The sequence below is a fragment of the Serratia sp. CY55921 genome (assembly GCF_052167655.1).
In the GTDB taxonomy this organism is placed as follows: domain Bacteria; phylum Pseudomonadota; class Gammaproteobacteria; order Enterobacterales; family Enterobacteriaceae; genus Serratia; species Serratia ureilytica.
Map to the genome: position 1 here is coordinate 1,643,067 of NZ_JBJNMU010000001.1, position 23,227 is coordinate 1,666,293.

Here is a 23,227-nt window from a genome sequence, read left to right on the forward strand (position 1 = left end):
TGCTCCCTTAGATGGCCCGGACGTCGTTATTATGAGGGGCGCTTATCCCGGCCATTGGCCGAGCGTCACACGATCGTTGTCGCCGTAATCACGGTGGGTGGCGACAGCGGAAAATCCGGCGGCCTGCAGCAGCGCGCGCACGCTCTCACCCTGCTGCCAGCCATGTTCCAACAGCAGCCAGCCCTGTGGCTGCAGATAGTGCGGCGCCTGGCGCACGATGGCGGCCAGATCGGCCAGCCCGTGCTCGGCGGCCACCAGCGCGCTGCCCGGCTCGAAGCGCACGTCGCCCTGCGACAAATGCGGATCGGCGGCGTCGATATAGGGCGGATTGCTGGCGATCAGCGCAAAGCGTTGCCCGGCCACGGGCGCAAACCAGCTGCCCTGTAAAAATCGAACGTTGTCGATCTTCAGCTTGTGCGCATTGTGCTGCGCCAGCGCAACCGCGTCCGGCTGCACATCGACGCCGATTGCCGAACAATCCGGGCGCTCGCTGGCCAGCGCCAGCGCGATGGCGCCGGTGCCGGTGCCGAGATCGAGGAAGTGGCAGGGTTGCGGCGGCAGGCGCGCCAGCGCCAGTTCCACCAAGCATTCGGTATCCGGGCGTGGGATCAGCGTCGCGGGCGAAACCGACAGCGGCAGCGACCAAAACTCGCGCTCGCCCACCAGATAGGCCACCGGTTCACCGCGTTCGCGGCGCGCCAGCAGCGTCTCCAGCTGCTGTTGCTGCGGCGGCGTCAGCGTGGTTTCGCCGAACGCCATCAGGAAGGTTCTGGCCTTGCCGGTCACGAAACCCAACAGAATTTCCGCGTCACGCCGGGCGCTGTCGCTGTGGGTCAAACGCGCGGCGGCGGTTTTCAGCCAGTGTTGATAGTCCATCACTCTTGCTCGGCGGACAGCGCAGCCAGCTGATCGGCCTGATACTCCTGCACGATCGGCTGGATCAGCATGTCCAGTTTGCCTTCCATCACTTCGTCCAGGCGGTAAAGCGTCAGGTTGATGCGGTGGTCGGTCACCCGCCCCTGCGGGAAGTTGTAGGTGCGGTTGCGATCGGAACGATCGCCGCTGCCCAGCAGGTTGCGGCGAGTGGACGCCTCGGCCTGCTGGCGCTTGGCCATCTCGGCGGCGCGAATGCGCGCGCCCAGCACCGACATCGCCTTGGCTTTGTTTTTGTGCTGTGAACGTTCGTCCTGGCACTCCACCACGATGCCGGTCGGCAGGTGGGTAATGCGGATCGCCGAGTCGGTGGTGTTAACGTGCTGGCCGCCGGCGCCGGAGGAGCGGAAGGTGTCGATTTTCAGATCGCCCGGGTTGATGTCCGGCAGCTCGGCTTCCGGCACTTCCGGCATCACCGCCACGGTGCAGGCGGAGGTGTGGATGCGCCCCTGGGATTCGGTTTCCGGCACGCGCTGCACGCGATGGCCGCCGGATTCAAACTTCAGCTGGCCGTACACGCCGTCGCCGGAAACTTTGGCGATCACTTCTTTGAAGCCGCCGTGCTCGCCTTCGTTGGCGCTCATCACCTCGACGCGCCAGCGGCGGCTTTCGGCGTAACGGCTGTACATGCGGAACAGATCGCCGGCGAAGATCGCCGCCTCATCGCCGCCGGTGCCGGCGCGCACTTCGAGGAAGCAGCTGCGCTCATCATCCGGATCTTTCGGCAGCAGCAACACCTGCAGTTGCTGTTCCAGCTCTTCGCTGCTCGCCCGCGCCTGTTTCAGCTCTTCCTGCGCCATCTCGCGCATCTCCGGATCGTCCAGCATCATTTCCGCCGTCTCCAGATCCTCCTGCACCTGACGCCATTCCAGGAAGCAGCGGCTGACGTCGGTCAGCTGCGCGTATTCTCGCGACAGCGCGCGGAACCGGTCTTGGTCGGCGATGACGCCGGCATCGCCGAGCAGCGCCTGCACTTCTTCATGGCGCTCTTGTAACGCTTCCAGTTTGGCAACAATAGAAGGCTTCATGCGTGGTAATAAACCCTGTTAATAGAGAAAACTAATGCTGATCCAGCCCGAGGCTGTCGCGTAATAACTGCAACCGCTCCACGTCGCCGTCGCCGGCGGCCTGCTGGAGGGATTTGGTGGGGGCATGAATAAGACGGTTGGTCAGTTTATGGGCCAGCTCGTGAATAACCTGCTCCACGTTGGCGCCCTGCGCGATGGCGGCCAGCGCTTTGGCCTCCATTTCTGCGCGGATCTGGTCGGCCTGCGAACGGTAGTCGCGGATGGTTTCCACCGCGCCCTGCGAACGCAGCCAGGCCATGAAGTTGGTGCTTTCCTGCTGCACGATCGACTCGGCCTGCACCGCCGCCGCTTTGCGCTGCGCCAGGTTGCTTTGAATGATGGCGTGCAGATCGTCCACGCTGTACAGATAGGCGTTGGCCAGTTTGCCGACCTCCGGCTCGATATCGCGCGGTACGGCGATATCCACCAGCAGCATCGGCTGGTTGCGGCGCGCCTTCAGCGCGCGCTCCACCATCCCCTTGCCGATGATCGGCAGCGGGCTGGCGGTGGAACTGATGATGATGTCGGCGTCCGCCAGGCGTTCGTCGATCTCCGGCAGGGTGATCACCTCAGCGCCGACCTCGTCCGCCAGCAGCTGCGCGCGCTCGCGGGTGCGGTTGGCGATGATCATGTGCCGCACTTTGTGTTCGCGCAGGTGGCGCGCCACCAGCTCGATGGTTTCACCGGCGCCCACCAACAATACGTTGAGATCGGCCAGCGATTCGAAGATCTGCCGCGCCAGCGTACAGGCGGCGAAAGCCACGGAGACCGCGCTGGCGCCGATTTCGGTTTCGGTGCGCACGCGCTTGGCGACGGAGAAGGATTTCTGGAACAGCCGCTCCAGCTCGCCGGACAGCGACTGGCCGCGTTGCGACTCGGCGAAGGCCTTTTTCACCTGGCCGAGGATCTGCGGTTCGCCCAGCACCAGTGAGTCCAACCCGCTGGCCACCCGCATCAGATGGCTGACCGCGTCGTTGCCCTGATGCCAGTACAGGCTTTTCTTCACCTCTTCCGGGCGCAGGTTGTGATACGCGCACAGCCAGGCGACCAGCTGCTCGTGCATGTGTTCCTGTTGCTCTACGCTGAGGTACAGCTCGGTGCGGTTGCAGGTAGACAACACGACGCCGCCCTGCACCAACGGTTGTTGGAGCAAGCTGGTTAGCGCCTCATCGATGGACTCTGGCGAGAAGGTCACCCTTTCACGCAGAGAAACCGGAGCGGTTTTGTGATTTATACCTAACGCCAGCAGGGTCATTGCTTCGAGTAATACTTATCTTGGTACGGGTTCTCGTTGAACGGCATTCTACTTGATGCGCGGGATCAATAAAAGTAACAACCGCATCTTCCGTTCAATCGCTGTCATAGATGACATCAATCGATGAAAATCAATAAATTCATAATGTTGTCAAAATAGTGAACGCTTTACCTTCGCTGCTCGCTGGTGACGCCACGCGAATCGCAGACAGAACGGCATGCCATAGCAAAATTATGAACTAAAAACTCCGCCGTGCGGGATTAAAAATACGGTCGACCGGGCACGGAAGTCGAGCCCTCGACACAGCGGCTCGACGTGCACAATGAATTACTCCGTTCTCCTGACCATCCGTAGCCCGGTGATTTTGTTATACACGCGCTTCGAGAAGCTGATGGAAAAATCATCTACCGGTACGACAAAGCGCGCTAACAATACGGTACCAACAAGAGAAATGGCCGATACGGTCAACATGCTGGCAACAGACGTCGTGGCCAGATCACGGGTTAAGTAAATTGTGAGCATAATGACAGGGAAATGGATAATGTAGATAGGGAACGAAAGTTTGCCCAGATAAACTAGCCATTTATTTTCCAGAGCCCGACTAATAAAAGCACTAATTAGCACACCATAAACAATTAAAATACCAGAGGCGAAATTAAAAAACAGATATGACCGTTCCTTTAAAATAACAGTTAACCACCGATAGCTTTCACTGTCATTATGGATTCCAGCCAAGTAAAGACCAACAATAACAAGTAAAAAACCCAATAAATTGTTTTTGTAGCTTATGTCAAATGCGGAATAAACAAAGCCACAAAAAAAACAAATCATACCAAAGCCGATGAGAGAATTGAAAGATAAAATTACAAGTGATGCGATCAAAAACACCGAAAGAGATAGCACCTTGCTTCTTTTAAAAATTATGCAGGCCATATATACAAACAAAGAGCCAATCAACTCGATCCTCATGGTCCATAAAACTGGATTATAGAGATTACCATCCCATACCGGGCCACCAATGAATGAACCGAAAGCCCCATACGAAAATGCGCCAATCAGAGAGGGATTATCAATTAGTAGTGGAGCAATCCAATCGGAGACACCCGGCATTTGTTGGAAATCACCGGATATGAAAACCAAGACAGCAAACATCAACAAACAAGAGAAAGTCGCGGGAATTGCCAGTCTGAAATATCTTGTGAATGATGTTATGAAGTAATATTCATCACTTCTTTTTTCAATCCCCCGGGATAAAACGATCCCACTCATGACAAAAAAGACAAAAACAGCAGATGTCCCAGAGTAGAAAAAACCAAAAATAGAGTGATGAAGAAACTTTTGGACAGGAAAGCCTTCAGGTATATCTTCCCCAATAAAGTTATGCAGATAGACAAAGTAAATCAATGACAAATGGGAAAGCACAACAGCCACACTGGCAAGGCCTCTGACAGAATCAAGACATTTAAGCTTTGTAGTTTTCTGAGTGGGTAAAGTATTCACAGAAAAATCTCTATTAATGCGCTAAAGATTGAAAATAGTAGCATTTTTTTAGTGTTTTGCAATCAGTTAACCAATACCCGCATCGAGTTCAAAAGATATTTTTTACAAAAACTATGCAATTACTGCCACTTAGCGTTTTAGAAAGACACCGCTACAAACGTTGGCAAATGTTGCCTTCATAACATTCTTCCTTTTTAATCATATCGCAGTAGGCTTCGTCGGAAACATTGAGAGTATGTTTTTCAGAATTCCCCTAACGTTCACGTTCTTCTCTTACCATCGCAAGGAAAAAGCCTTTTTAATGAACAACAACATCAAAGTTAAACAACAGGTCTGGCGTTATCCCACCAGCATTACGTATTCTTAGTAGACATTGACGCGTCGCCGCCGCCCCGTTAGCGTGAGCGCTGAATCCGGGTTTCGTCGCGCATGCCCGCAAGGACAAAAGGACAAGAGAAAGTTATGCCAATACGCAAAGTTAGTTTGCTCCGTCTGATCCCGCTGGCCAGCCTGGTGCTGGCCGCCTGTACCACCACCAAGCCGACCGGCCCGGCCACCAGCCCAACCTCACCGCAGTGGCGCGCCCATGAGCAGGCGGTGCAACAGCTCAGCACCTATCAGACCCGCGGCTCCTTCGCCTACTTGTCTGATCAGAAAAAAGTCTACGCCCGCTTCTTCTGGCAGCAGTTCTCGCCGGAGCGCTACCGCCTGCTGCTGACCAACCCGCTGGGCAGCACGGAAATGGATCTCAACGTGCAGAAAAACGTGGTGCAGCTGACCGACAACCAGGGCAAACGCTACGTCAGCGACAACCCGGAAGAGATGATCCGCAAGCTGACCGGCATGGCGATCCCGCTGAACAACCTGCGCCAGTGGATGCTCGGCCTGCCGGGCGAAGCCAGCGATTTTGCGCTGGATGACCAATATCGTCTGAGCAAACTGACCTACCAGCAAGGCGGCCAGACCTGGAAAGTGGATTACCAGGGCTACAGCAACGAGGTGCAGCCGACGCTGCCGAACCGCCTGGAGCTGCAGCAGGGCGACCAGCGCATCAAGCTGAAGATGGATAACTGGACGCTCAAATGATCCGCCAGTGGCCCTCCCCCGCGAAACTCAACCTGTTTCTGTACATCACCGGCCGTCGTGAAGACGGCTATCACCTGCTGCAGACGCTGTTCCAGTTTTTGGACTACGGCGACACCCTGACCATCGACCCACGCCAGGACGACCGCATTCACCTGCTGACGCCGGTCGAGGGCGTGCCGGACGAGCAGAACCTGATCGTGCGCGCCGCCCGCCTGCTGCAACGCTATTGCAATGAACGCGGCCTGCAGACCGCGCCGCGCGGCGCCGACATCAGCATCGACAAACGCCTGCCGATGGGCGGCGGTTTGGGCGGCGGTTCCTCCAACGCCGCCACCGTGCTGGTGGCGCTGAACGAATTGTGGCGCTGCGGTCTTGGCGACGACCAACTGGCAGAGCTGGGGCTCAGCCTCGGCGCCGACGTGCCGGTGTTCGTGCGCGGCCACGCCGCCTTCGCCGAAGGCATCGGCGAGCGCCTGCAGCCGGCCGAGCCGCAGGAAAAATGGTATCTGGTGGCGCATCCCGGCGTCGGCATCCCGACGCCGGTTATCTTCGGCGACGCCGAATTGAAAAGAAACACCCCGGTTCGCTCCTTAAGTGAGCTGTTGCAGGCGCCGTACGCAAATGATTGCGAACCGATCGCAAGAAAACGTTTTCGCGAGGTTGAACAGCTTCTTTCATGGCTGTTAGAATACGCCCCGTCACGCCTGACTGGCACAGGTGCTTGTGTGTTTGCTGAATTCGACACAGAAATCGCCGCCCGTCAGGTGTTAAATCAAGCCCCGGAGTGGTTGTGTGGTTTTGTAGCGCGCGGCGTTAACGTCTCCCCACTACATCGCATCCGTTCCGGGCGGTTTGAGTCGTAGCTCAACGTTTCGCTGCGCAGGGTCATGCACACCTGGCCCTGTTATCCCTGCGCTGCCTGCGGTCTCAATTTTAGTTTTACATACCCGTATGTATATTGCGCCGGCGTCGCCGACTGCCCCTTGGCGATGTCGCATGACAATATCTTCTCTGGACGCAAGCCTGAGGTTCTTCTCGTGCCTGATATGAAGCTTTTTGCTGGTAACGCCACCCCGGAACTAGCACAACGTATTGCCAACCGTTTGTACACCAGCCTTGGTGACGCCGCTGTAGGTCGTTTTAGCGACGGCGAAGTGAGCGTGCAAATCAACGAAAATGTACGCGGCGGTGATATTTTCATCATCCAGTCCACCTGTGCCCCGACCAACGACAACCTGATGGAACTGGTTGTGATGGTCGACGCCCTGCGTCGCGCCTCCGCAGGTCGTATTACCGCCGTTATCCCTTACTTCGGCTATGCCCGCCAGGATCGCCGCGTGCGTTCCGCGCGTGTGCCAATCACCGCCAAGGTTGTCGCCGATTTCCTCTCCAGCGTAGGGGTTGACCGCGTTCTGACGGTGGATCTGCATGCTGAGCAGATTCAAGGCTTCTTCGACGTACCGGTAGACAACGTGTTCGGCAGCCCGATCCTGCTGGAAGACATGCTGCAGCAAAATCTGGAAAACCCGATCGTGGTTTCTCCGGATATCGGCGGCGTGGTGCGTGCCCGCGCTATCGCCAAACTGCTGAACGACACCGATATGGCCATCATCGACAAACGTCGCCCGCGCGCGAACGTTTCTCAGGTGATGCACATCATCGGTGACGTGGCAGGCCGCGATTGCGTGCTGGTCGACGACATGATCGACACCGGCGGCACCTTGTGTAAAGCGGCTGAAGCGTTGAAAGAACGCGGTGCCAAGCGCGTATTCGCCTACGCGACGCACCCGATCTTCTCCGGCAACGCCGTGGACAACATCAAGAACTCGGTGATTGATGAAGTGATCGTCTGCGACACCATTCCGCTGTCGCCGGAAATCAAGGCACTGAAAAACGTTCGCACTCTGACCCTGTCCGGCATGCTGGCTGAAGCCATCCGCCGCATCAGCAACGAAGAGTCGATCTCTGCGATGTTCGAGCATTGATTCGTCGTCTTTCCGGTGCGGCGCCCACTGCGCCGGAAAGATAGCGAGCCCGACAGCAGAAAAAGAAAAACCCGTTGGTGCGCGAGCAACAACGGGTTTTCTACTTGTAGTCCGACATGACCTCAAACCTTAATGCACGGCAGATGTTCCCTTGCCCCGCTCTTGCTTCCCTTCTGCTTTTTTAATCAATGCGACGAACGATGTTGATCGTTGCGGCACCGTTTATCAAAGTGTTTTACCCACCAGTAGCGATCCGCTACCTGCTCGCGGCCGCCGATACGCGCGCCCACCAGCCACAACAGCGCGCCGACGAAGATGCTCATGATGGCGCCGTGGGCGAAAAATTGCGGTAAATTGAACTGCGATACTTCAGCAAGAATGGAGTATCCGACGCCGCCGATCATCACGACCAGGCCCAGCCCCATAAAAAAGTTGCCCATTCTGTCCGCGTTTCTACGTTTCATATGCCACCTCCATGATTGCCATGTGCCAACCGGGATAACGCTGCAACTTGTTAACCCACTTTGATAAGTTAAGTATAGCCCTTGCTGCGGCAAGGGGATTGCGGAGGCGATCACAAATGGTAAAGAATTATTGACACTTCTTAACACACGGCTGAAAATTAGCGGACAAATTGAATTATTCAGCTAATGAATCATTCGTCTTTGTTACCTGCGACGACGGCGGAGATCGGATTTTGTCATTCGCCGCCCCGACAGGTAGACTAACTCCCTTTCCATTACCCTGATCATAGCGAATCACTCAGTGAGCAGTATTAAATTGATAGTCGGCCTGGCTAACCCGGGCGCGGAATACGCCCAGACGCGCCACAACGCCGGCGCCTGGTACGTCGATCTGCTGGCCCAGCGCCACAATCAGCAGTTGAAAGAAGAGAGCAAGTTCTTCGGTTATACCGCCCGTTTGAACCTGGCGGGCAACGACGTGCGCCTGCTGGTGCCGACCACCTTCATGAACCTGAGCGGCAAAGCGGTGCTGGCGATGGCCAACTTCTACCGCATCGAACCAAGCGAGATCCTGGTGGCGCACGACGAGCTGGATCTGCCGCCCGGCGTAGCCAAAATCAAGCTCGGCGGCGGCAACGGCGGCCACAACGGCCTGAAAGACATCCAAAACAAGTTCGGCAACAACCCGAACTTCTATCGCCTGCGCATCGGCATCGGCCATCCGGGCGACAAGAACAAGGTGGTGGGCTTCGTGCTCGGCAAGCCGCCGGCCGGCGAGCAGAAGATGATCGACGAAGCGATCGACGAATCGCTGCGCTGCACCGAGATGCTGATGAAGGACGGGCTGGAAAAAACCGTTCAGCGCCTGCACAGTTTCAAGGCGCAGGCCTGAACCTTGCCGCAGCGGGCGCCCTGCCCGCTGCTGGCGTCTAGCCGCGTGGGTTGAAGGTCTCCTCGCTCACGCGGCGGTCATCGGCGGCGAATCCCTCTTCCGCCACGTAATACTGCGGATCGTCCAGCTCATGGCTGCAAAACGGCCCGGCGCGCTTGAGCAGGCGCACGCAGTCACCGCTCAGGTGGCGCAGCCGAATGCTTTTTCCCGCCGCCAGGTAACGCGCCGTCAGCTTATCTATCGCCTCTACGCCGCTGGAATCCATCACTCGCGTGCCGGCAAAATCCAGCACCACGTTCTGCGGATCGCTTTGCGGCTCGAACAGCTCGGCGAAAGCCGCGGCAGAGCCGAAGAACAGCGGGCCATCGAGCCGATACACCGCCACGTCGCCCGTCACCTGCCGCTGGCGCACGCGGATGCGCGCCTGCTGCCAGGCGAACACCAGCGCCGAGATAATCACCCCGCTGATTACCGCCACCGCCAGATCGGTAAAGATGGTGATCAACGTGACGGCGACCATCACCAGCGCGTCTGCCTTCGGCATACGGCGCAAACGGCGCAGCGAGCTCCATTCGAAGGTGTTGTAACACACCACCAGCATCACCCCGGCCAACGCCGCCACTGGTAGCAGGCCGATATAGCGCGACAGGCTGACCACGAACAAAATCAGCAGGATGGCACCCACCGTGCCGGAGAGGCGCCCGCGCCCGCCCGAGGTGAAGTTGATGATCGACTGGCCGATCATCGCGCAGCCGGCGAAGCAGCCGAACAGGCCGCATACCGCGTTACCGGCGCCCTGCGCGATGCTTTCGCGGTTACCGTTCCCCTTCTTGCCGCCCATTTCATCCAGCACCGTCATGGTCAACAGCGATTCGATCAAACCGACCAAGGCAATCACCACCGCATAGGGCAACACCACCCGCACCATCTCCAGGGTAAACGGCGCCGTCGGCAAACTGAAGTGCGGCAGCGCGCCGGAAATGTCCGCCAGATCGCCCACCCGCAGCGTGTGCAGGTTGAGGCCGATCGCCAATGCCGAGACCACCAGCAGCGCCGCCAGCGAAGACGGAATGGCTTTGGTCAGGCGCGGGAACAGCACCACCACCGCAATCGCCAGCGCTACCAGGCCGTACATCAGCGGCCCCTGCCCGGCGATCATCTTCAGTTGCGCCAGCATGATGACGATCGCCAGGCCGTTGACGAAGCCGTGGATCGCCGGCAGCGGCACCAGACGAATGAACTTGCCCAGCCGGAAGGCGCCGATCAGGATTTGGATCCCCCCGGCAAACAGCGTGGCCCACAGCACGTAACCCATGCCGTACTGCGCCGCCAGGCTCATCAGCACCACCACAATGGAACCTGCGGCGCCGGAAACCATGCCCGGCTTGCCGCCGAACAGCGCCGTGACCAGGCCGATAATAAACGCGGTATGCAAACCGACGATCGGCGAAAGACCGGCGACCAGCGAAAAGCCGACCGCCTCGGGGATCATCGAAACCGCCACCACAAAGCCCGCCAGGACTTCATTTTTAACGTCCGCGATCCTGACGTTACTCAGGTTAAACATGCATTATTCACTTATGACAGATGACATCATCTCCCCGCGTAGCGGGTATGGGGTACCGCAAGGCGCGGCAGACTGCAGGCGGGCACAGCTCAGGGTGGCGTAGGCAAGAAATACATCCGGCGCGTTTCCTGTCGGTTAATCGGAACGGCCAGTATGGGTAAATGTGATCCAAATCTCAATCAAAAACCGGTCGCCCGCACGGCACTCGCCCCGGCCAAGCAAGTCTGATCGAGATAAACGCCCATTACGTGTATAATGGCGGCATTATTTTGCCCTTTATGCAGCCGGTTAAACCTAACCAGCTGATAGTTAAGATATTTAAGGTGATTACAACATGGGATTCAAATGCGGTATCGTCGGCCTGCCTAACGTAGGCAAATCCACCCTGTTCAACGCGTTGACCAAAGCGGGCATTGAAGCAGCCAACTTCCCGTTCTGCACCATTGAACCGAACACCGGTGTGGTGCCGATGCCCGATCCGCGTCTGGATAAGCTGGCCGAGATCGTCAAGCCGCAACGCATTCTGCCGACCACCATGGAATTCGTCGACATCGCCGGCCTGGTGAAAGGCGCGTCCAAGGGTGAAGGCCTGGGCAACCAGTTCCTGACCAACATCCGTGAAACCGAAGCCATCGGCCACGTAGTGCGCTGCTTTGAAAACGACAACATCATCCACGTCAACAACAAGGTCGATCCGGCCGAAGACATCGACGTGATCAACACCGAGCTGGCGCTGTCCGACCTGGACACCTGCGAGCGCGCTATCCACCGCGTGCAAAAGAAAGCCAAAGGCGGCGACAAAGACGCCAAGGCCGAGCTGGCGGCGCTGGAGAAATGCCTGCCGCACCTGGAAAACGCCGGCATGCTGCGCGCACTGGATCTGACCGATGAAGACAAGGCGGCGATCAAATACCTGAGCTTCCTGACGCTGAAGCCGACCATGTACATCGCCAACGTCAACGAAGACGGCTTCGAGAACAACCCGTACCTGGACACCGTGCGTAAAATCGCCGACGCCGAAGGCTCCGTGGTGGTTGCCGTGTGCGCCGCCGTGGAATCCGACATCGCCGAGCTGGAAGACGAAGAGCGCGACGAGTTCATGGCCGAACTGGGCCTGGAAGAGCCGGGCCTGAACCGCGTGATCCGCGCCGGTTATGAACTGCTGAACCTGCAAACCTACTTCACCGCCGGCGTGAAAGAAGTGCGCGCCTGGACCATCCCGGTGGGCGCCACCGCCCCGCAGGCGGCCGGCAAGATCCACACCGACTTCGAGAAAGGCTTTATCCGCGCCCAAACTATCTCCTATGACGACTTCATCACTTACAAAGGTGAGCAAGGCGCCAAAGAAGCCGGCAAAATGCGCTCCGAAGGTAAAGACTACATCGTCAAAGACGGCGACGTAATGAACTTCTTGTTCAACGTCTAAGCCTCTCTCCGCAGCGCTTTTCTCCGCTGCCGGAAACGGAAAAATCCACGCTTCGGCGTGGATTTTTTTGTCCTGAGTATCCCCAGTCTCACCCTATTTCCCCCTCCCACGCCGAAGGCCGGTTCTCCTTGCGCCACCTCTCCCCCGCCGCCGTCCCCGGCGCCGGCGGTTTCAATCCGTCAATCGTCCACAGCGAGAACGGCGTTTCGTCGACGTGCAGTTCCCAGCGCTGCCCGCGGGCGGCGATGTAGGGGTGCAAGATGCGGGTGCAGGCCGCCAGGAATTGCTGCTGCTCTGCGTCGTTGTCCATGGCGCGCGCGATATGGTCGATGGTCACCCGCACGAAATCATCGGCCGGTTCGCCGCCGAGATAGGCCGAACCTGGCGGCAGCGCGTGGAAGAACACGTTGACGTAAAAGCGCGGCAAAAAGTCCTGGTACAGGGCGGTGACCTTCTGCGCAATCGCGCGTTTATCGGCGGCGCTGAAGGCCGGCTCAGGGTGGTAAATCTGCCACAGTGGCATCGCGTTGTCTCCTAGGGTTTCCGGCCGGCGTTCAGGCCATCAGCCGCTGTTAATGATAAACTCCAATAATAAGAGTAATAACTCCAATTATTGAAGTTATCAAGCCGAGGCGATAACATTCTCGGCAATCAGGCGGCAAGCGGAGGTAAAGCAACGTGAAAGCAAAAGGGTTTGAAGGCATGACGTGCTCGGTGGCGCACGTGCTGTCGGCATTGGGCGATCGCTGGGGCGCTATTCTCATGCGCGATCTGCTGCTGGGGCTCTCGCGCTATGACGATCTGCGCCACTCGACCGGCATCACCAACAATACGCTGGCCGACCGGCTCAAGGCCCTGGAAAGCCACGGCCTTATCGAAAAGCGGCAATACCAAACGCGCCCCGCTCGTTATGAGTATCTGCCGACGGAGAAAGGAAAAGATCTCGGGCTGCTGGTGATGGCGATGATTCAGATTGGCGACAAATGGAATCTGTCCGAGCTGGCCGGGCCGCCGCTGCGCGTGGTTGACCGCGTAACCGGCCACCCTGCCACCCTGCGCGCGGTGGATGCCGTGACCGGCGAATCGCTGCCGGCGCAAAACCTCGCGCTGGCGGCCGGGCCGGGCGCCGACGAAATGACGCAATGGCGGCTGGCCGTCGGCCAAGCCCGTTCGTTGTGATCTACAGCAGCGCAATCATCTTCAGCAATTCCACCCGATTGCGGATGCCGAACTTCTTGCCTGCATTGTTGAGGTGCGAATAAACGGTTTTCGGGTGCAAATTCAGCCGCCGCGCGGTCAGGCGGATATCTTCCGTACGGGCCGTTTCACACAGCACCGCCGCCTCACCGGGCGTGATCGCCGCCGCCCGATGCCTGTTCAGCGCGCGCCGTTCGCCCGCCTTTTCCCGGCGACTCAGCGCCGCGCAGGTCTCCCGCACCACCTGTAGCGCTTCCCGTTTGTGCAAAATCGCATCCGGCTGCGCCGCCGCGATAAACGCCAGGATCAGCGGCGAAGTCTTATCGACGAAGAACAGTATCCGGACGCCTTCATATTCAGCACGTGAGGCGTGAATAAATCGCAAATACGCTTCGAACCGATAAATTTCATGGGGAAAATCCATGATAATTAAATCAGGCGCAGGGCTTATATTTTTAATAATATTAATATTAGGCGAGGATAAGGTTATCACTCCTTCTCCCAATAATGTTTTCATCCCCAAACGGCACAGCGGTGAACCGTCGATATAAATCACTCTCACTTTAATTCTCCTTATCAGCGTAAAAGTATGCTTCCACACCTCAGGCGGCTTGTCGCTGCTCTTTTTTGGGGTAATTCGCCTGCAAAGCACACCGATATAAAACATCTTGATAACATGTTTTTCAAATAATCACGCAACAGCCAGCGCTTTGATTAATACGCAAAAAAGGCATGAATGTTTCAAATTATTTCATTCACAAAAACTGACAATTCAATAAAAATGCAACGCAATGATATAGATCTATTTTCTATTTTGTATGATATAAGCGAAAATGAAAGCAAATGTAACAACAGGAGCCATCGCCTTATTGCCTTATTCAAAATATCTATAGGGAAAATTCTTAGTTTGTTAGGATGAAAATCCATGTTTGCCGACGCGTTTAAAAAACAATTGCGCAACATGATTAATCAACAACCGCACGTCAGTAAATTATTACTGTCAGGAAAGCTTTTCTCTAAAGTAAATTAAAGGGCATTTCACATGAATGTTAAATTAGTCGCATTATCCATGCTGACTCTCTCCGGCGCCTGTGCGGCCGCCTCGTCCAATACGGTGCAATTTAAAGGCGAAGTCAGCACGCAAACCTGTTCGGTGAATATTAACGGCAACCAATCCAACCCGGTTGTTCTGCTGCCGACCGTCGCCGCCAGCCAGCTCGCCACCAAAGGCGCCACCGCCGGCGACACCACCTTTACCGTTAACGTCACGGGCTGTGCGGCGGCAACCAGCGATACGGCGATCAAAACCGTGCTGGCGGGCAACAACCCGACAGTTAACGGCAACCTGGGCAACGCGGGCGATGCGGCCAAGGTTTCCATTCAACTGCTGGACAGCGACGCCACTACGCCGTTGTCATTCGCCAGCGGCTCTACCGTCACCACGTCGGCGATGACGCTGGCGAAAGACGCCACGTCCACCTCGCAGAACCTGGTGGCTCGCTACTACGCGGAAGATACCGGCGTAGCGGCCGGTTCGGTGATCGCCACCGCCCAGTTCGCCATTACCTACAGATAAGCCGGCGTCAGGCGCCATACCTGTTGATGACAGCGCCGTTCCTTAGCGGACGGCGCTGAATGACTCGCTCCCTTTATCGGTTCACGTTTATGCAGCAGATAACCCGTTACGCCCGCCGTTGGGCCGCCCTATCGTTTTGCCTGATGAGTTTTGCCGCCAGCTACGCGTCGGCCAGCGTCACGCTGCTCGGCAATCGCGTGATCTACCCCGCCGAGGCGCGGGAAAAAACGCTGCAATTCACCAATGACGACGGCGCCCCGGCGCTGATGCAGATCTGGCTCGATATCAATAACCCCAAGTCCACGCCGGAAAACGCCGATGCGCCTTTTGTCGCCTCGCCGCAAATCTTCCGCATGAATCCGCACAGCGGGCAGATGGTGCGGCTGTCGTTCGTCGGCCAGCCGCTGCCGCGCGATCGCGAATCGCTGTTCTACCTCAACTTCCTGCAGGTGCCCGCCGTGCGTCAGACGGACAGCGACAAGAACAAACTGCTGCTGGTGGTCACCAATCGCCTGAAAGTGTTCTATCGCCCGGCCGGGCTGGCCGGCGACGCCAATCACGTCATCGATAAGCTCAGCCTGCGCCAGGTCGGCAACGCGCTGCGCGTCGATAACCCGACCGGCTACTACGCCAACGTCAGCCAGGCCGCGATACTCAGCGGCGCAAAACGCACCGCGATCCCGCAGGCGGACCTGATCCCGCCGTTTTCGCAGGCCAGCTGGCCGGTGAACGGTGAGGTGCGGCAGATCGCGCTGCGCGTCATCAATGACTATGGGGTGGAAATCACACGCACCCTGAACGTCGCGCGCTGAAACCAGACAGGGAGGTTTTCATGTTCGATGCTCGCAAGGCGACGCCGCTTCCCGCACGCTGGTGTTGCGCGCTGCTGGCGCTGCCGCTGGGCTGCGCCGCCGCCGATGGCTACACCTTCGATCCCGCGCTGCTGCGCGGCAGCGTGCTGAGCAACAGCGCCCTGAGTCAATTCAACCAACAGGACGCCGTCGCCCCCGGCAGCTATCAGATCGATCTGTACCTCAACGACCAGTTTCTCGAGCGCGATCAAATTCGTTTCGTGCGCGATGGCAAGCAGGTACTGCCCTGTTTCGATCGCGCGCAGCTGACGCGCTTCGGGCTGAAAAATCCGCCGGCGGCCGAAACGGCATGCCTGCTGCCCGGCCGGGATCTGAAGGACATCACGGTGAACGCCGATATCTCGCGGCTGCGCCTGGATCTGAGCATTCCGCAGGCGCTGTTGAACGGCCAGCCGCGCGGCAGCGTCAATCCCGCCAGCCTGGACGGCGGCGAATCGATGGTCTTCGTCAATTACAACCTCAACCAGTACCACGTCAGCTACCGACAGGGGCAAACCCGCGACCTCGACTCGACCTACGCCAACCTGAACGGCGGGTTCAACCTCGGGCTCTGGCGCTACCGCCAGCAATCCAGCTACCGCTACGATCGGGAGTTCGGCGGCCACCTGGACACCAGCCGCCGCTACGTGCAGCGCGCGATCTTGCCCTGGCGCAGCGAAATGCTGCTGGGCGAAGGCTTTACCGACGGGCACTTCTTTTCCGGCCTGGGCTTTCGCGGCATTCAGCTCAGCTCGGACGATCGCATGCTGCCGGATTCACAGCGCGGCTATGCGCCGGTGGTGCGCGGCGTGGCGAAAAGCAACGCGCGCGTGACGGTGCTGCAGGGTAAAAGCACGCTGTACGAAACCACCGTGGCGCCGGGGCCGTTCGCCATCAACGATCTGTACGCCACCAACTACGCCGGCGATCTGACCGTGGTGGTGACCGAGGCCGACGGCAGCGTCAGCACCTTCACCGTGCCGTTCGCCGCGGTGCCGGAATCCATCCGCCCCGGCCAGTCGCGCTACTCCGCCATCGTCGGCCGTTCCCGCTACGTCGGCGATAACGATCTGTTCAGCGAACTGACCTGGCAACACGGCCTGACCAACGCCCTGACCTTCAACGTCGGCAACCAGCTGGCGGACGGCTATCAGGCGATGATGCTGGGCGGCGTGTACAGCAGCGAACTGGGCGCCTTCGGCATGGACACCACCTATTCCCACGCCAGCCTGCCGGACGGCGGCGCCTCAGGCTGGATGCTGCATCTCTCTTACAGCCGAACCTTCAGCCCGACGGACACCACCTTATCCATCGCCGGCTACCGTTACTCCACCGAAGGCTTCCGCGATCTCAGCGACGTGCTCGGCGTGCGGCGCGCCGCCGTCACCGGCCAACGCTGGCAGTCCGATTCCTACCGCCAGCGTTCGCGTTTCGAGGTGGCCGTCAATCAGGGCATGGGCGCGTTCGGCAGCTTGACGATGTCCGGCTCGACCCAGGACTACCGCGATCAGCGCGGCCGCGACAATCAGCTCCAGCTGGGCTGGGGGAAAACCTTCGGCAACGGCGTGGCGCTTAACCTCTCCGTCACCCGCACCCGCAGTCTGGGCTACAGCAACGGCGACTATCGCGGCTACGGGCCGTTGGATAACGTCTACAGCGCGCCGCTGGCGCAGAACACGCAAACCGTCACCGCCCTGTCGCTCAGCTTCCCGCTCGGGCGTTCGTCATCCGCCCCCAGCGTCTCGCTGCTGGCCAACCACAGCCAGGGTCAGGGCGGCAACTATCAGGCTGCGCTGTCGGGCAGCGTCGGCGACGAACAGCCGGTCAGCTACGGTCTGAACTTCACCACCGACGACGATCGCCAACAAAGCATCTGGGGCGGCAACCTGCAAACCCGCCTGCCTTACGCCAACGTCACCGGCTCGTTCTCCACCGCGCGCCAGTATCGACAAGGCTCACTGTCGCTGCAGGGCGCGGTGGTGGCGCACCGCGGCGGCGTGACATTAGGGCCGTATGTCGGTGATACCTTCGCCCTGATAGAGGCGCCCGGCGCCAACGGCGCGCAGGTGATGGGCGGCCAAGGCGCGCGCGTCGATCGCTTCGGCTATGCGCTGGCGCCGGCGCTGGTGCCCTATCACTACAACACCGTCGCGCTGAACCCCGAGGGCATGAATGATAAAGCGGAACTGGAGGACGGCCAGCAACGCGTCGCCCCGTACGCCGGCGCCACGGTGCGCCTGCGCTTCAACACCGTGCGCGGCCAGGCGCTGCTGATTACCGCACAGCGTCCCGACAACGCGCCGATCCCGATGGGCGCCAACGTGTTGGACAACGCGGGCAACAGCGTGGGCATGGTTGGCCAGGCCAATCAGGTGTATCTGCGCAGCGACCGGAATACCGGCACGCTGACGCTGAACTGGGGCGACGCACCCGGCCAGCAGTGCACGCTGCACTATCGCCTGCCCGCCGCGGAAGACAGCCCGATTCAGCGGCTCAGCGCTCCGTGCCGCTAACCCGTTTAACTTATCTCAGGAGAGACGATGAAACGCATTTCTTATCTGGTCGCCGCCCCGGCGCTGTTCGCCCTGTCGCTGTTCGGCGCGCCCGCGGCGCTGGCGCAATGCACGCGCGTCGCCCCCTGGATCGACTCCGGCTGCGATCCTTGCGGGGTGGGCACGGCGCTGGGTCGGGTCAACCTGACCAGCACCTATCTGCAGCCCGTCGGCACGCCGCTGGGCACCAGCGTGTTCGATCTGACCTCTGGCACCCGCTATCCCGACCCAAACAAGGTGCTATATGAATGCGATGCCAGCGATGTCGGGCAAATTTATGAAGTCTTCGCCACCAACGGCGACGATCGCGTCGGCGGCTATTACGATCTGGGCGCCAGGGACGGCAATCCCAACTATTACGCCACCTACTTCCCTTACGTCGGCATTCGTTTGACCCATCTGGATTCCGGCAAGGTTTTTACCCGTTACTGGCAGTCGGCGCCGATTACCCGCTACGCCACCGTCGGCAACAAAATCCAGATCCGGGTGAAAGACTTCAGCGCCATCCGCGCCGATCTGATCCGCATCAGCTCGCTGCCGGGCGCGGGCGCCAGCAACTACTGCGGCTACAGCGCCGGCAACCCGCTGGTGGGCATGGCGTCGACCACCGGCAATTCGAACTATACCTGCACGCAGCCGAACGGCTATGTCACCTTTCAGGGGCCCGGCATCGCCTCGGATCCTATCGGCAGCGACTCCGCCACCAACTACGCCACCTGGGGCACCGGGCGCTGGAACGCGATGGGCATGGGCACCGCACCGATCTCTTCGCTGACCTATACCGCCACCTGCGTGGCGCGCAACGTCACGCCGCTGGTGATCCTGCCGACCCTCTCCGTCAGCCAACTGACCGCCGGGCAAACCTCGCAGGCGCAGTTCACCCTCAATATCGAATGCGACAACGCCGCCGTGTCCGGCGTCAGCAGCAACAATACCGCCCTCGGCCTGCAGGTGCCGTATGAAAGCTATGTCGCGGCGCAGCGGCTCGGGTTGGTCAGCGCCAACGGCGGCGTAAGTTACCTGCTCTCCAGCGGCTACGGCACCGACAGCAGCGTCGCCACCGGCGTGGGCATCGCGCTCGCCAACGCCGGCAACGGCGCGCCGATGAACTTCGTCGGCTGGGCGCGCTGCAGCGCCGGGCAATGCCCGCAGGGTAGCGACGCCGGCTGGTACCCGGTGCTCAACGGCGCCAGCGGCGGCGGCAGCACCGCAGCGGGATTCACCCACTACACCACTCAACTCACCGCCACGCTCGCCCGGCTGCCTGGCCAGACCGTCACCGCCGGCAAGGTGGATGCCAGGGCCTACGTCTGGGTTAAGGTGCAATAATGAGAAAGAAATACCTGATTATGGGATGCGCCCTGCTGCTGGCGCTGGCCTCCATCGGCGCGCAGGCGGGCATCATCGCCTCCGCCACGCGGGTGATCTTTCACGAGGGCGAGACGGAAAAAACCCTGATGCTGCTCAACACCAACGGCTACCCGATCGTGGCGCAAACCTGGGTCGATAACGGTGACGTCAACGCCGCCCCCGAACTGTCTCGCGCGCCGTTTGTCGCCCTGCCCAGCGTATTCGCGCTGCAGCCTTCGGCGCTGAAAGGGCTGCGGATCCTGTTTGCCGGCGCGAACCTGCCCGCCGACAGAGAGTCGGTGTTCTGGCTTAACCTGTATGAGATCCCGCCCAGCCGGCCAGCCACGCCGCCGCTGGCGTCGCGCGTGACGCTGGCGATGAACACCCAGATGAAAATCTTCTATCGGCCCAGGGCGCTGAAGGGGAAAGCCGAAAATGCGGCCGAGGCCGTCTCATTCACGCTGCAAAAATCGCCGGACGGTTATCTGCTGCGCTGTCAAAACCGATCGGCGTTTTATCTCTCGTTCGCGCGCATCGCCGTGCACGCCGACAGGCGCGATTACCCGGTGCGGCAAGAAAGCGACATGATGACCGCGCCATTCAGCTCGCGGGATTATCACCTCGACGGCGTTTCGGCATCCGCGCTCCCCTCTCGGGCCACCGTTCAGGCCACCCTCATCAACGACCAGGGCCAGCAGATCGTCAAGCCATACACAGCAAACCCATAACGATAAAAAGCAGCACATTTTTTTAAGTACAGGAAATAGGGAAAATGAGTCTAAGCAGATTCCAGCTACAGTTTCATCTGGAGAAACAGGCCAACAACATCAGGCAGTCAGCGGCGTTTCACACCGCCATCGTCAAACACGGGGAATTATTGAGGGAGACCTACAAGAAGCATCCGCTGTTTTACAAAATCATTTTCAGGAACAGCCGGTTCATCATCTGCTCCACCATCCTGTCCATTTATTACCACCAGCCCGCCGCCGCGCTGAAAGACATCAAAGCCTTTTTCAAAGGGAAGAATATGATCAGCGAGAACTCCCTGGATTCCTTTCTGTTCTTTTTACGGGTCGGGCGCCGGCTGGAGGTCAAACCCTGCGAGCATGACAAACGCCAGTTGCGCTATAAACCTACGCCGCACGCGCTGGCGGAAACTCAGGCGCTGATCGCCTCAATGGCGCGGCCTTATCAGGCGCTGGCGCCACAGATGCCCATCGCGGCGCTGCTGGCGGCGCCCGACTTTCTGCCCACCTTTTTCGCCGCCTACGGGCAACTGATGCTCAAGGAGATCTACCTGATCGACCTGGTGCAACAGTCCGGGCTGTTTATCAGCAAAGACGCCGGCCACATGGTGTTGTTGATGCTGTTTATCGAAAGCATCCGACAGGACTCCCCCTTTCTGCTGCTCTCCTCGGCGAAAATCGCCAAGTCGTGTTCCGTCTCTCGCGCTCACGTGAACCGCATTCTGCAGGCGGCGGAAAAATCCGGCCTGCTGGCCACCACCAATAATGTGGTGATCGAACTCAACAGTTCGTTTTTCATCATGGCGGAGCGTTATTTCAGTCTCTATTTCGCGATGGTCGAATTCGGGCTTGAACACGTTTGGCAAAACTGGCAAGAAGGCCAGACAGCAAAACCGTAAGTTGACGCCAAGACTAAATCGTCACATGCCCAGAGGTGAAATACTCACAAGACAGGCAATACGGTGTAAAAATCATCCTATAGAGAAATAGCGGTTCTACCTTATAAGAACCGCTATAAAGCCTCAATATGCTCTTATTCTCAAAGCATCGGCAGTTTCAATCCAAATCTTTTCGCGGCAGCAACGGCTTGCTCATAGCCAGCATCGGCATGGCGCATCACGCCGGAACCGCAGTCGTTGACCAACACCCGAGCAAGCCGCCGGTCAGCCTCCTCACTGCCATCGCACACGATCACCATTCCCGAATGCTGCGAATATCCCATCCCCACACCGCCACCATGATGCAAACTCACCCAGGTAGCGCCGCCCGCAGTATTGAGCAATGCATTCAGCAACGGCCAATCGGAAACGGCATCGGTTCCATCCTTCATGCTTTCGGTTTCACGATTGGGGCTGGCGACAGAGCCAGTATCCAGATGATCTCGGCCGATAACAACCGGTGCGCTAAGCTCCCCTCTACGCACCATCTCGTTGAAAGCCAGGCCTGCCAGATGACGCTCGCCCACCCCCAACCAACAGATACGCGCCGGCAATCCCTGGAAAGCAATGCGCTCACGCGCCATATCCAGCCAACGATGGATATGCTGGTTTTCAGGAAACAGCGCTTTAACCTTGGCGTCCGTTTTGTAGATATCTTCCGGATCGCCAGATAACGCCACCCAGCGAAACGGCCCTTTGCCCTCGCAAAACAGGGGGCGAATATAAGCCGGTACGAAGCCAGGAAAATCGAAAGCATTTTCCACGCCCATATCGCGTGCGACCTGGCGAATATTGTTACCGTAATCAACAGCCGGCACACCCATGTCAACGAAATCAAGCATTGCCTGCACATGAATGGCGCAGCTAGCGGCTGCGGCGTCAGCCAACCTGGCATGCTGCCCCGGATCGCGTTGCGCTGCTTTCCACTGCGCCACGCTCCATCCCACCGGCAAATAACCGTGGATCAGGTCGTGCGCAGACGTCTGATCGGTAACCAGATCGGGTCGGATACCGCCTGCATGCGCGCGTTTAACCAGTTCAGGCAACACCTCTGCGGCATTGCCCAGCAGGCCTATAGAAACCGCCTGTCCGGCCGCCGTGTGCGCCTTGATCAAGGCGATAGCTTCATCCAGATCTTTTGCCTGTTTATCGAGATAGCGCGTACGCAAACGAAAATCCAGGCTACTCTGCTGACACTCTATATTCAACGAAACCGCGCCGGCCAATGTCGCCGCTAACGGCTGCGCCCCGCCCATCCCCCCCAGCCCGGCGGTGAGGATCCAGCGTCCGGTCAGATCCCCGCCATAGTGCTGGCGGCCTGCTTCGGCAAATGTTTCAAACGTGCCCTGCACAATGCCCTGACTGCCGATGTAGATCCAACTACCGGCAGTCATCTGCCCGTACATGAACAATCCCTTGCGATCAAGCTCGCTGAAGTGTTCCCAATTGGCCCACTGTGGAACCAAATTAGAATTGGCGATTAACACTCGGGGAGCATCGGTATGGGTGCGGAATACACCAACCGGTTTTCCGGATTGAACCAACAGAGTTTCGTCTTCATTGAGCGCTTTAAGTGAGGCCAAAATCTGATCGTAACATTGCCAATTGCGCGCAGCGCGACCGATACCGCCATACACAACCAACCCTTGCGGGTTTTCGGCGACGTCGGGATCCAGATTATTTTGAATCATGCGATAGGCCGCCTCGGTCAGCCAATTTTTGCAGGTCAATTCGTTGCCCCTGGGAGCACAAATAGTCCGGGTGGAATCGAAACGAGGATCGAGAGTATTCGTCATGGTTTGTCTCCTTCAACATGACAGACATCATGGTTCGCCAGCCTGG

21 protein-coding genes are annotated in these 23,227 nt (G+C 58.7%); 12 read left to right on the top strand and 9 right to left on the bottom strand.

The annotated features are described in order from the left end of the window. Positions 1-42: 42 nt before the first annotated feature. The 4 genes from prmC to ACJ8M3_RS07845 form a co-directional block, all read right to left on the bottom strand. Positions 43-876 (bottom strand): peptide chain release factor N(5)-glutamine methyltransferase, encoded by an 834-nt coding sequence (gene prmC, locus ACJ8M3_RS07830; protein WP_089196951.1) that lies wholly within the window; start codon positions 874-876, stop codon positions 43-45. Further along, positions 876-1,961: a peptide chain release factor 1 gene (gene prfA / locus ACJ8M3_RS07835; protein ID WP_033642756.1), complete on the bottom strand. Its 1,086-nt coding sequence runs from the start codon at positions 1,959-1,961 to the stop codon at positions 876-878. The genes prmC and prfA overlap by 1 nt, the downstream gene beginning before the upstream one ends. 31 nt (positions 1,962-1,992) lie before the next feature. Then, a complete protein-coding gene (hemA, locus tag ACJ8M3_RS07840) occupies positions 1,993-3,255 on the bottom strand; it encodes a glutamyl-tRNA reductase (protein WP_019454778.1) in 1,263 nt (420 codons plus the stop codon). Positions 3,256-3,582: 327 nt separating this feature from the next. Beyond that, a complete protein-coding gene (locus ACJ8M3_RS07845) occupies positions 3,583-4,755 on the bottom strand; it encodes an acyltransferase family protein (RefSeq protein ID WP_158524118.1) in 1,173 nt (390 codons plus the stop codon). Between the two features lie 462 nt (positions 4,756-5,217). Here ACJ8M3_RS07845 and lolB point away from each other — a divergent pair, with 462 nt between their 5' ends. The 3 genes from lolB to prs all read left to right on the top strand — a co-directional run bounded on the left by lolB (position 5,218) and on the right by prs (position 7,826). Beyond that, positions 5,218-5,841: a lipoprotein insertase outer membrane protein LolB gene (lolB, locus tag ACJ8M3_RS07850; protein WP_025302493.1), complete on the top strand. Its 624-nt coding sequence runs from the start codon at positions 5,218-5,220 to the stop codon at positions 5,839-5,841. Next, positions 5,838-6,704, top strand: coding sequence for a 4-(cytidine 5'-diphospho)-2-C-methyl-D-erythritol kinase (ispE, locus tag ACJ8M3_RS07855; protein ID WP_089196949.1), 867 nt, complete (start codon positions 5,838-5,840; stop codon positions 6,702-6,704). Before lolB ends, ispE begins: the two co-directional genes overlap by 4 nt. 174 nt (positions 6,705-6,878) lie before the next feature. After that, positions 6,879-7,826, top strand: a complete 948-nt coding sequence (gene prs / locus ACJ8M3_RS07860; RefSeq protein ID WP_004941061.1) for a ribose-phosphate diphosphokinase — start codon at positions 6,879-6,881, stop codon at positions 7,824-7,826. A 185-nt stretch (positions 7,827-8,011) separates the two neighbouring features. On the opposite strand, the gene ychH is transcribed toward prs, so the two are convergent. After that, the gene (gene ychH / locus ACJ8M3_RS07865; protein ID WP_033642754.1) at positions 8,012-8,290 is read right to left on the bottom strand and encodes a stress-induced protein YchH; all 279 of its coding nucleotides are present in this window, start codon (positions 8,288-8,290) and stop codon (positions 8,012-8,014) included. Positions 8,291-8,591: 301 nt separating this feature from the next. On the opposite strand from ychH, the gene pth reads away from it, so the two are divergent. Beyond that, positions 8,592-9,182: an aminoacyl-tRNA hydrolase gene (pth, locus tag ACJ8M3_RS07870; protein WP_033652046.1), complete on the top strand. Its 591-nt coding sequence runs from the start codon at positions 8,592-8,594 to the stop codon at positions 9,180-9,182. Positions 9,183-9,219: 37 nt separating this feature from the next. On the opposite strand, the gene ACJ8M3_RS07875 is transcribed toward pth, so the two are convergent. Next, complete coding sequence (locus tag ACJ8M3_RS07875; RefSeq protein WP_089196948.1) at positions 9,220-10,749, bottom strand: SulP family inorganic anion transporter; 1,530 nt, start codon at positions 10,747-10,749, stop codon at positions 9,220-9,222. 334 nt (positions 10,750-11,083) lie between these two features. Between ACJ8M3_RS07875 and ychF the strand changes: the two genes are divergently transcribed. Next, a complete protein-coding gene (gene ychF / locus ACJ8M3_RS07880) occupies positions 11,084-12,175 on the top strand; it encodes a redox-regulated ATPase YchF (RefSeq protein ID WP_025302489.1) in 1,092 nt (363 codons plus the stop codon). 88 nt (positions 12,176-12,263) lie between these two features. Here ychF and ACJ8M3_RS07885 read toward each other — a convergent pair whose 3' ends face one another. Next, positions 12,264-12,698 carry a tautomerase family protein gene (locus ACJ8M3_RS07885; protein ID WP_046686890.1) on the bottom strand — a complete coding sequence of 145 codons (435 nt, stop codon included), beginning with the start codon at positions 12,696-12,698 and terminating at the stop codon, positions 12,264-12,266. Between the two features lie 155 nt (positions 12,699-12,853). Between ACJ8M3_RS07885 and ACJ8M3_RS07890 the strand changes: the two genes are divergently transcribed. Continuing rightward, entirely contained in the window at positions 12,854-13,354 is a 501-nt protein-coding gene (locus ACJ8M3_RS07890; protein WP_069100075.1) for a winged helix-turn-helix transcriptional regulator, read from the top strand. A gap of 1 nt (position 13,355) precedes the next feature. On the opposite strand, the gene ACJ8M3_RS07895 is transcribed toward ACJ8M3_RS07890, so the two are convergent. Continuing rightward, positions 13,356-14,039 carry a helix-turn-helix transcriptional regulator gene (locus ACJ8M3_RS07895; protein WP_226773005.1) on the bottom strand — a complete coding sequence of 228 codons (684 nt, stop codon included), beginning with the start codon at positions 14,037-14,039 and terminating at the stop codon, positions 13,356-13,358. Positions 14,040-14,414: 375 nt separating this feature from the next. Here ACJ8M3_RS07895 and ACJ8M3_RS07900 point away from each other — a divergent pair, with 375 nt between their 5' ends. The 6 genes from ACJ8M3_RS07900 to ACJ8M3_RS07925 all read left to right on the top strand — a co-directional run bounded on the left by ACJ8M3_RS07900 (position 14,415) and on the right by ACJ8M3_RS07925 (position 21,346). Next, positions 14,415-14,948 (top strand): fimbrial protein, encoded by a 534-nt coding sequence (locus tag ACJ8M3_RS07900; protein ID WP_046686889.1) that lies wholly within the window; start codon positions 14,415-14,417, stop codon positions 14,946-14,948. 89 nt (positions 14,949-15,037) lie between these two features. Continuing rightward, positions 15,038-15,760, top strand: a complete 723-nt coding sequence (locus tag ACJ8M3_RS07905) for a fimbrial biogenesis chaperone (protein WP_033642746.1) — start codon at positions 15,038-15,040, stop codon at positions 15,758-15,760. A 20-nt stretch (positions 15,761-15,780) separates the two neighbouring features. Then, positions 15,781-18,312, top strand: a complete 2,532-nt coding sequence (locus tag ACJ8M3_RS07910) for a fimbria/pilus outer membrane usher protein (protein ID WP_089196947.1) — start codon at positions 15,781-15,783, stop codon at positions 18,310-18,312. A gap of 27 nt (positions 18,313-18,339) precedes the next feature. Then, positions 18,340-19,680, top strand: coding sequence for a fimbrial protein (locus tag ACJ8M3_RS07915; protein ID WP_089196946.1), 1,341 nt, complete (start codon positions 18,340-18,342; stop codon positions 19,678-19,680). After that, positions 19,680-20,429, top strand: coding sequence for a fimbrial biogenesis chaperone (locus tag ACJ8M3_RS07920; protein WP_199560479.1), 750 nt, complete (start codon positions 19,680-19,682; stop codon positions 20,427-20,429). The genes ACJ8M3_RS07915 and ACJ8M3_RS07920 overlap by 1 nt, the downstream gene beginning before the upstream one ends. A 44-nt stretch (positions 20,430-20,473) precedes the next feature. Continuing rightward, positions 20,474-21,346, top strand: coding sequence for a hypothetical protein (locus tag ACJ8M3_RS07925; protein WP_089196944.1), 873 nt, complete (start codon positions 20,474-20,476; stop codon positions 21,344-21,346). A gap of 140 nt (positions 21,347-21,486) precedes the next feature. On the opposite strand, the gene hutU is transcribed toward ACJ8M3_RS07925, so the two are convergent. Then, complete coding sequence (hutU, locus tag ACJ8M3_RS07930) at positions 21,487-23,181, bottom strand: urocanate hydratase (RefSeq protein ID WP_442514640.1); 1,695 nt, start codon at positions 23,179-23,181, stop codon at positions 21,487-21,489. Positions 23,182-23,227 lie beyond the last annotated feature (46 nt).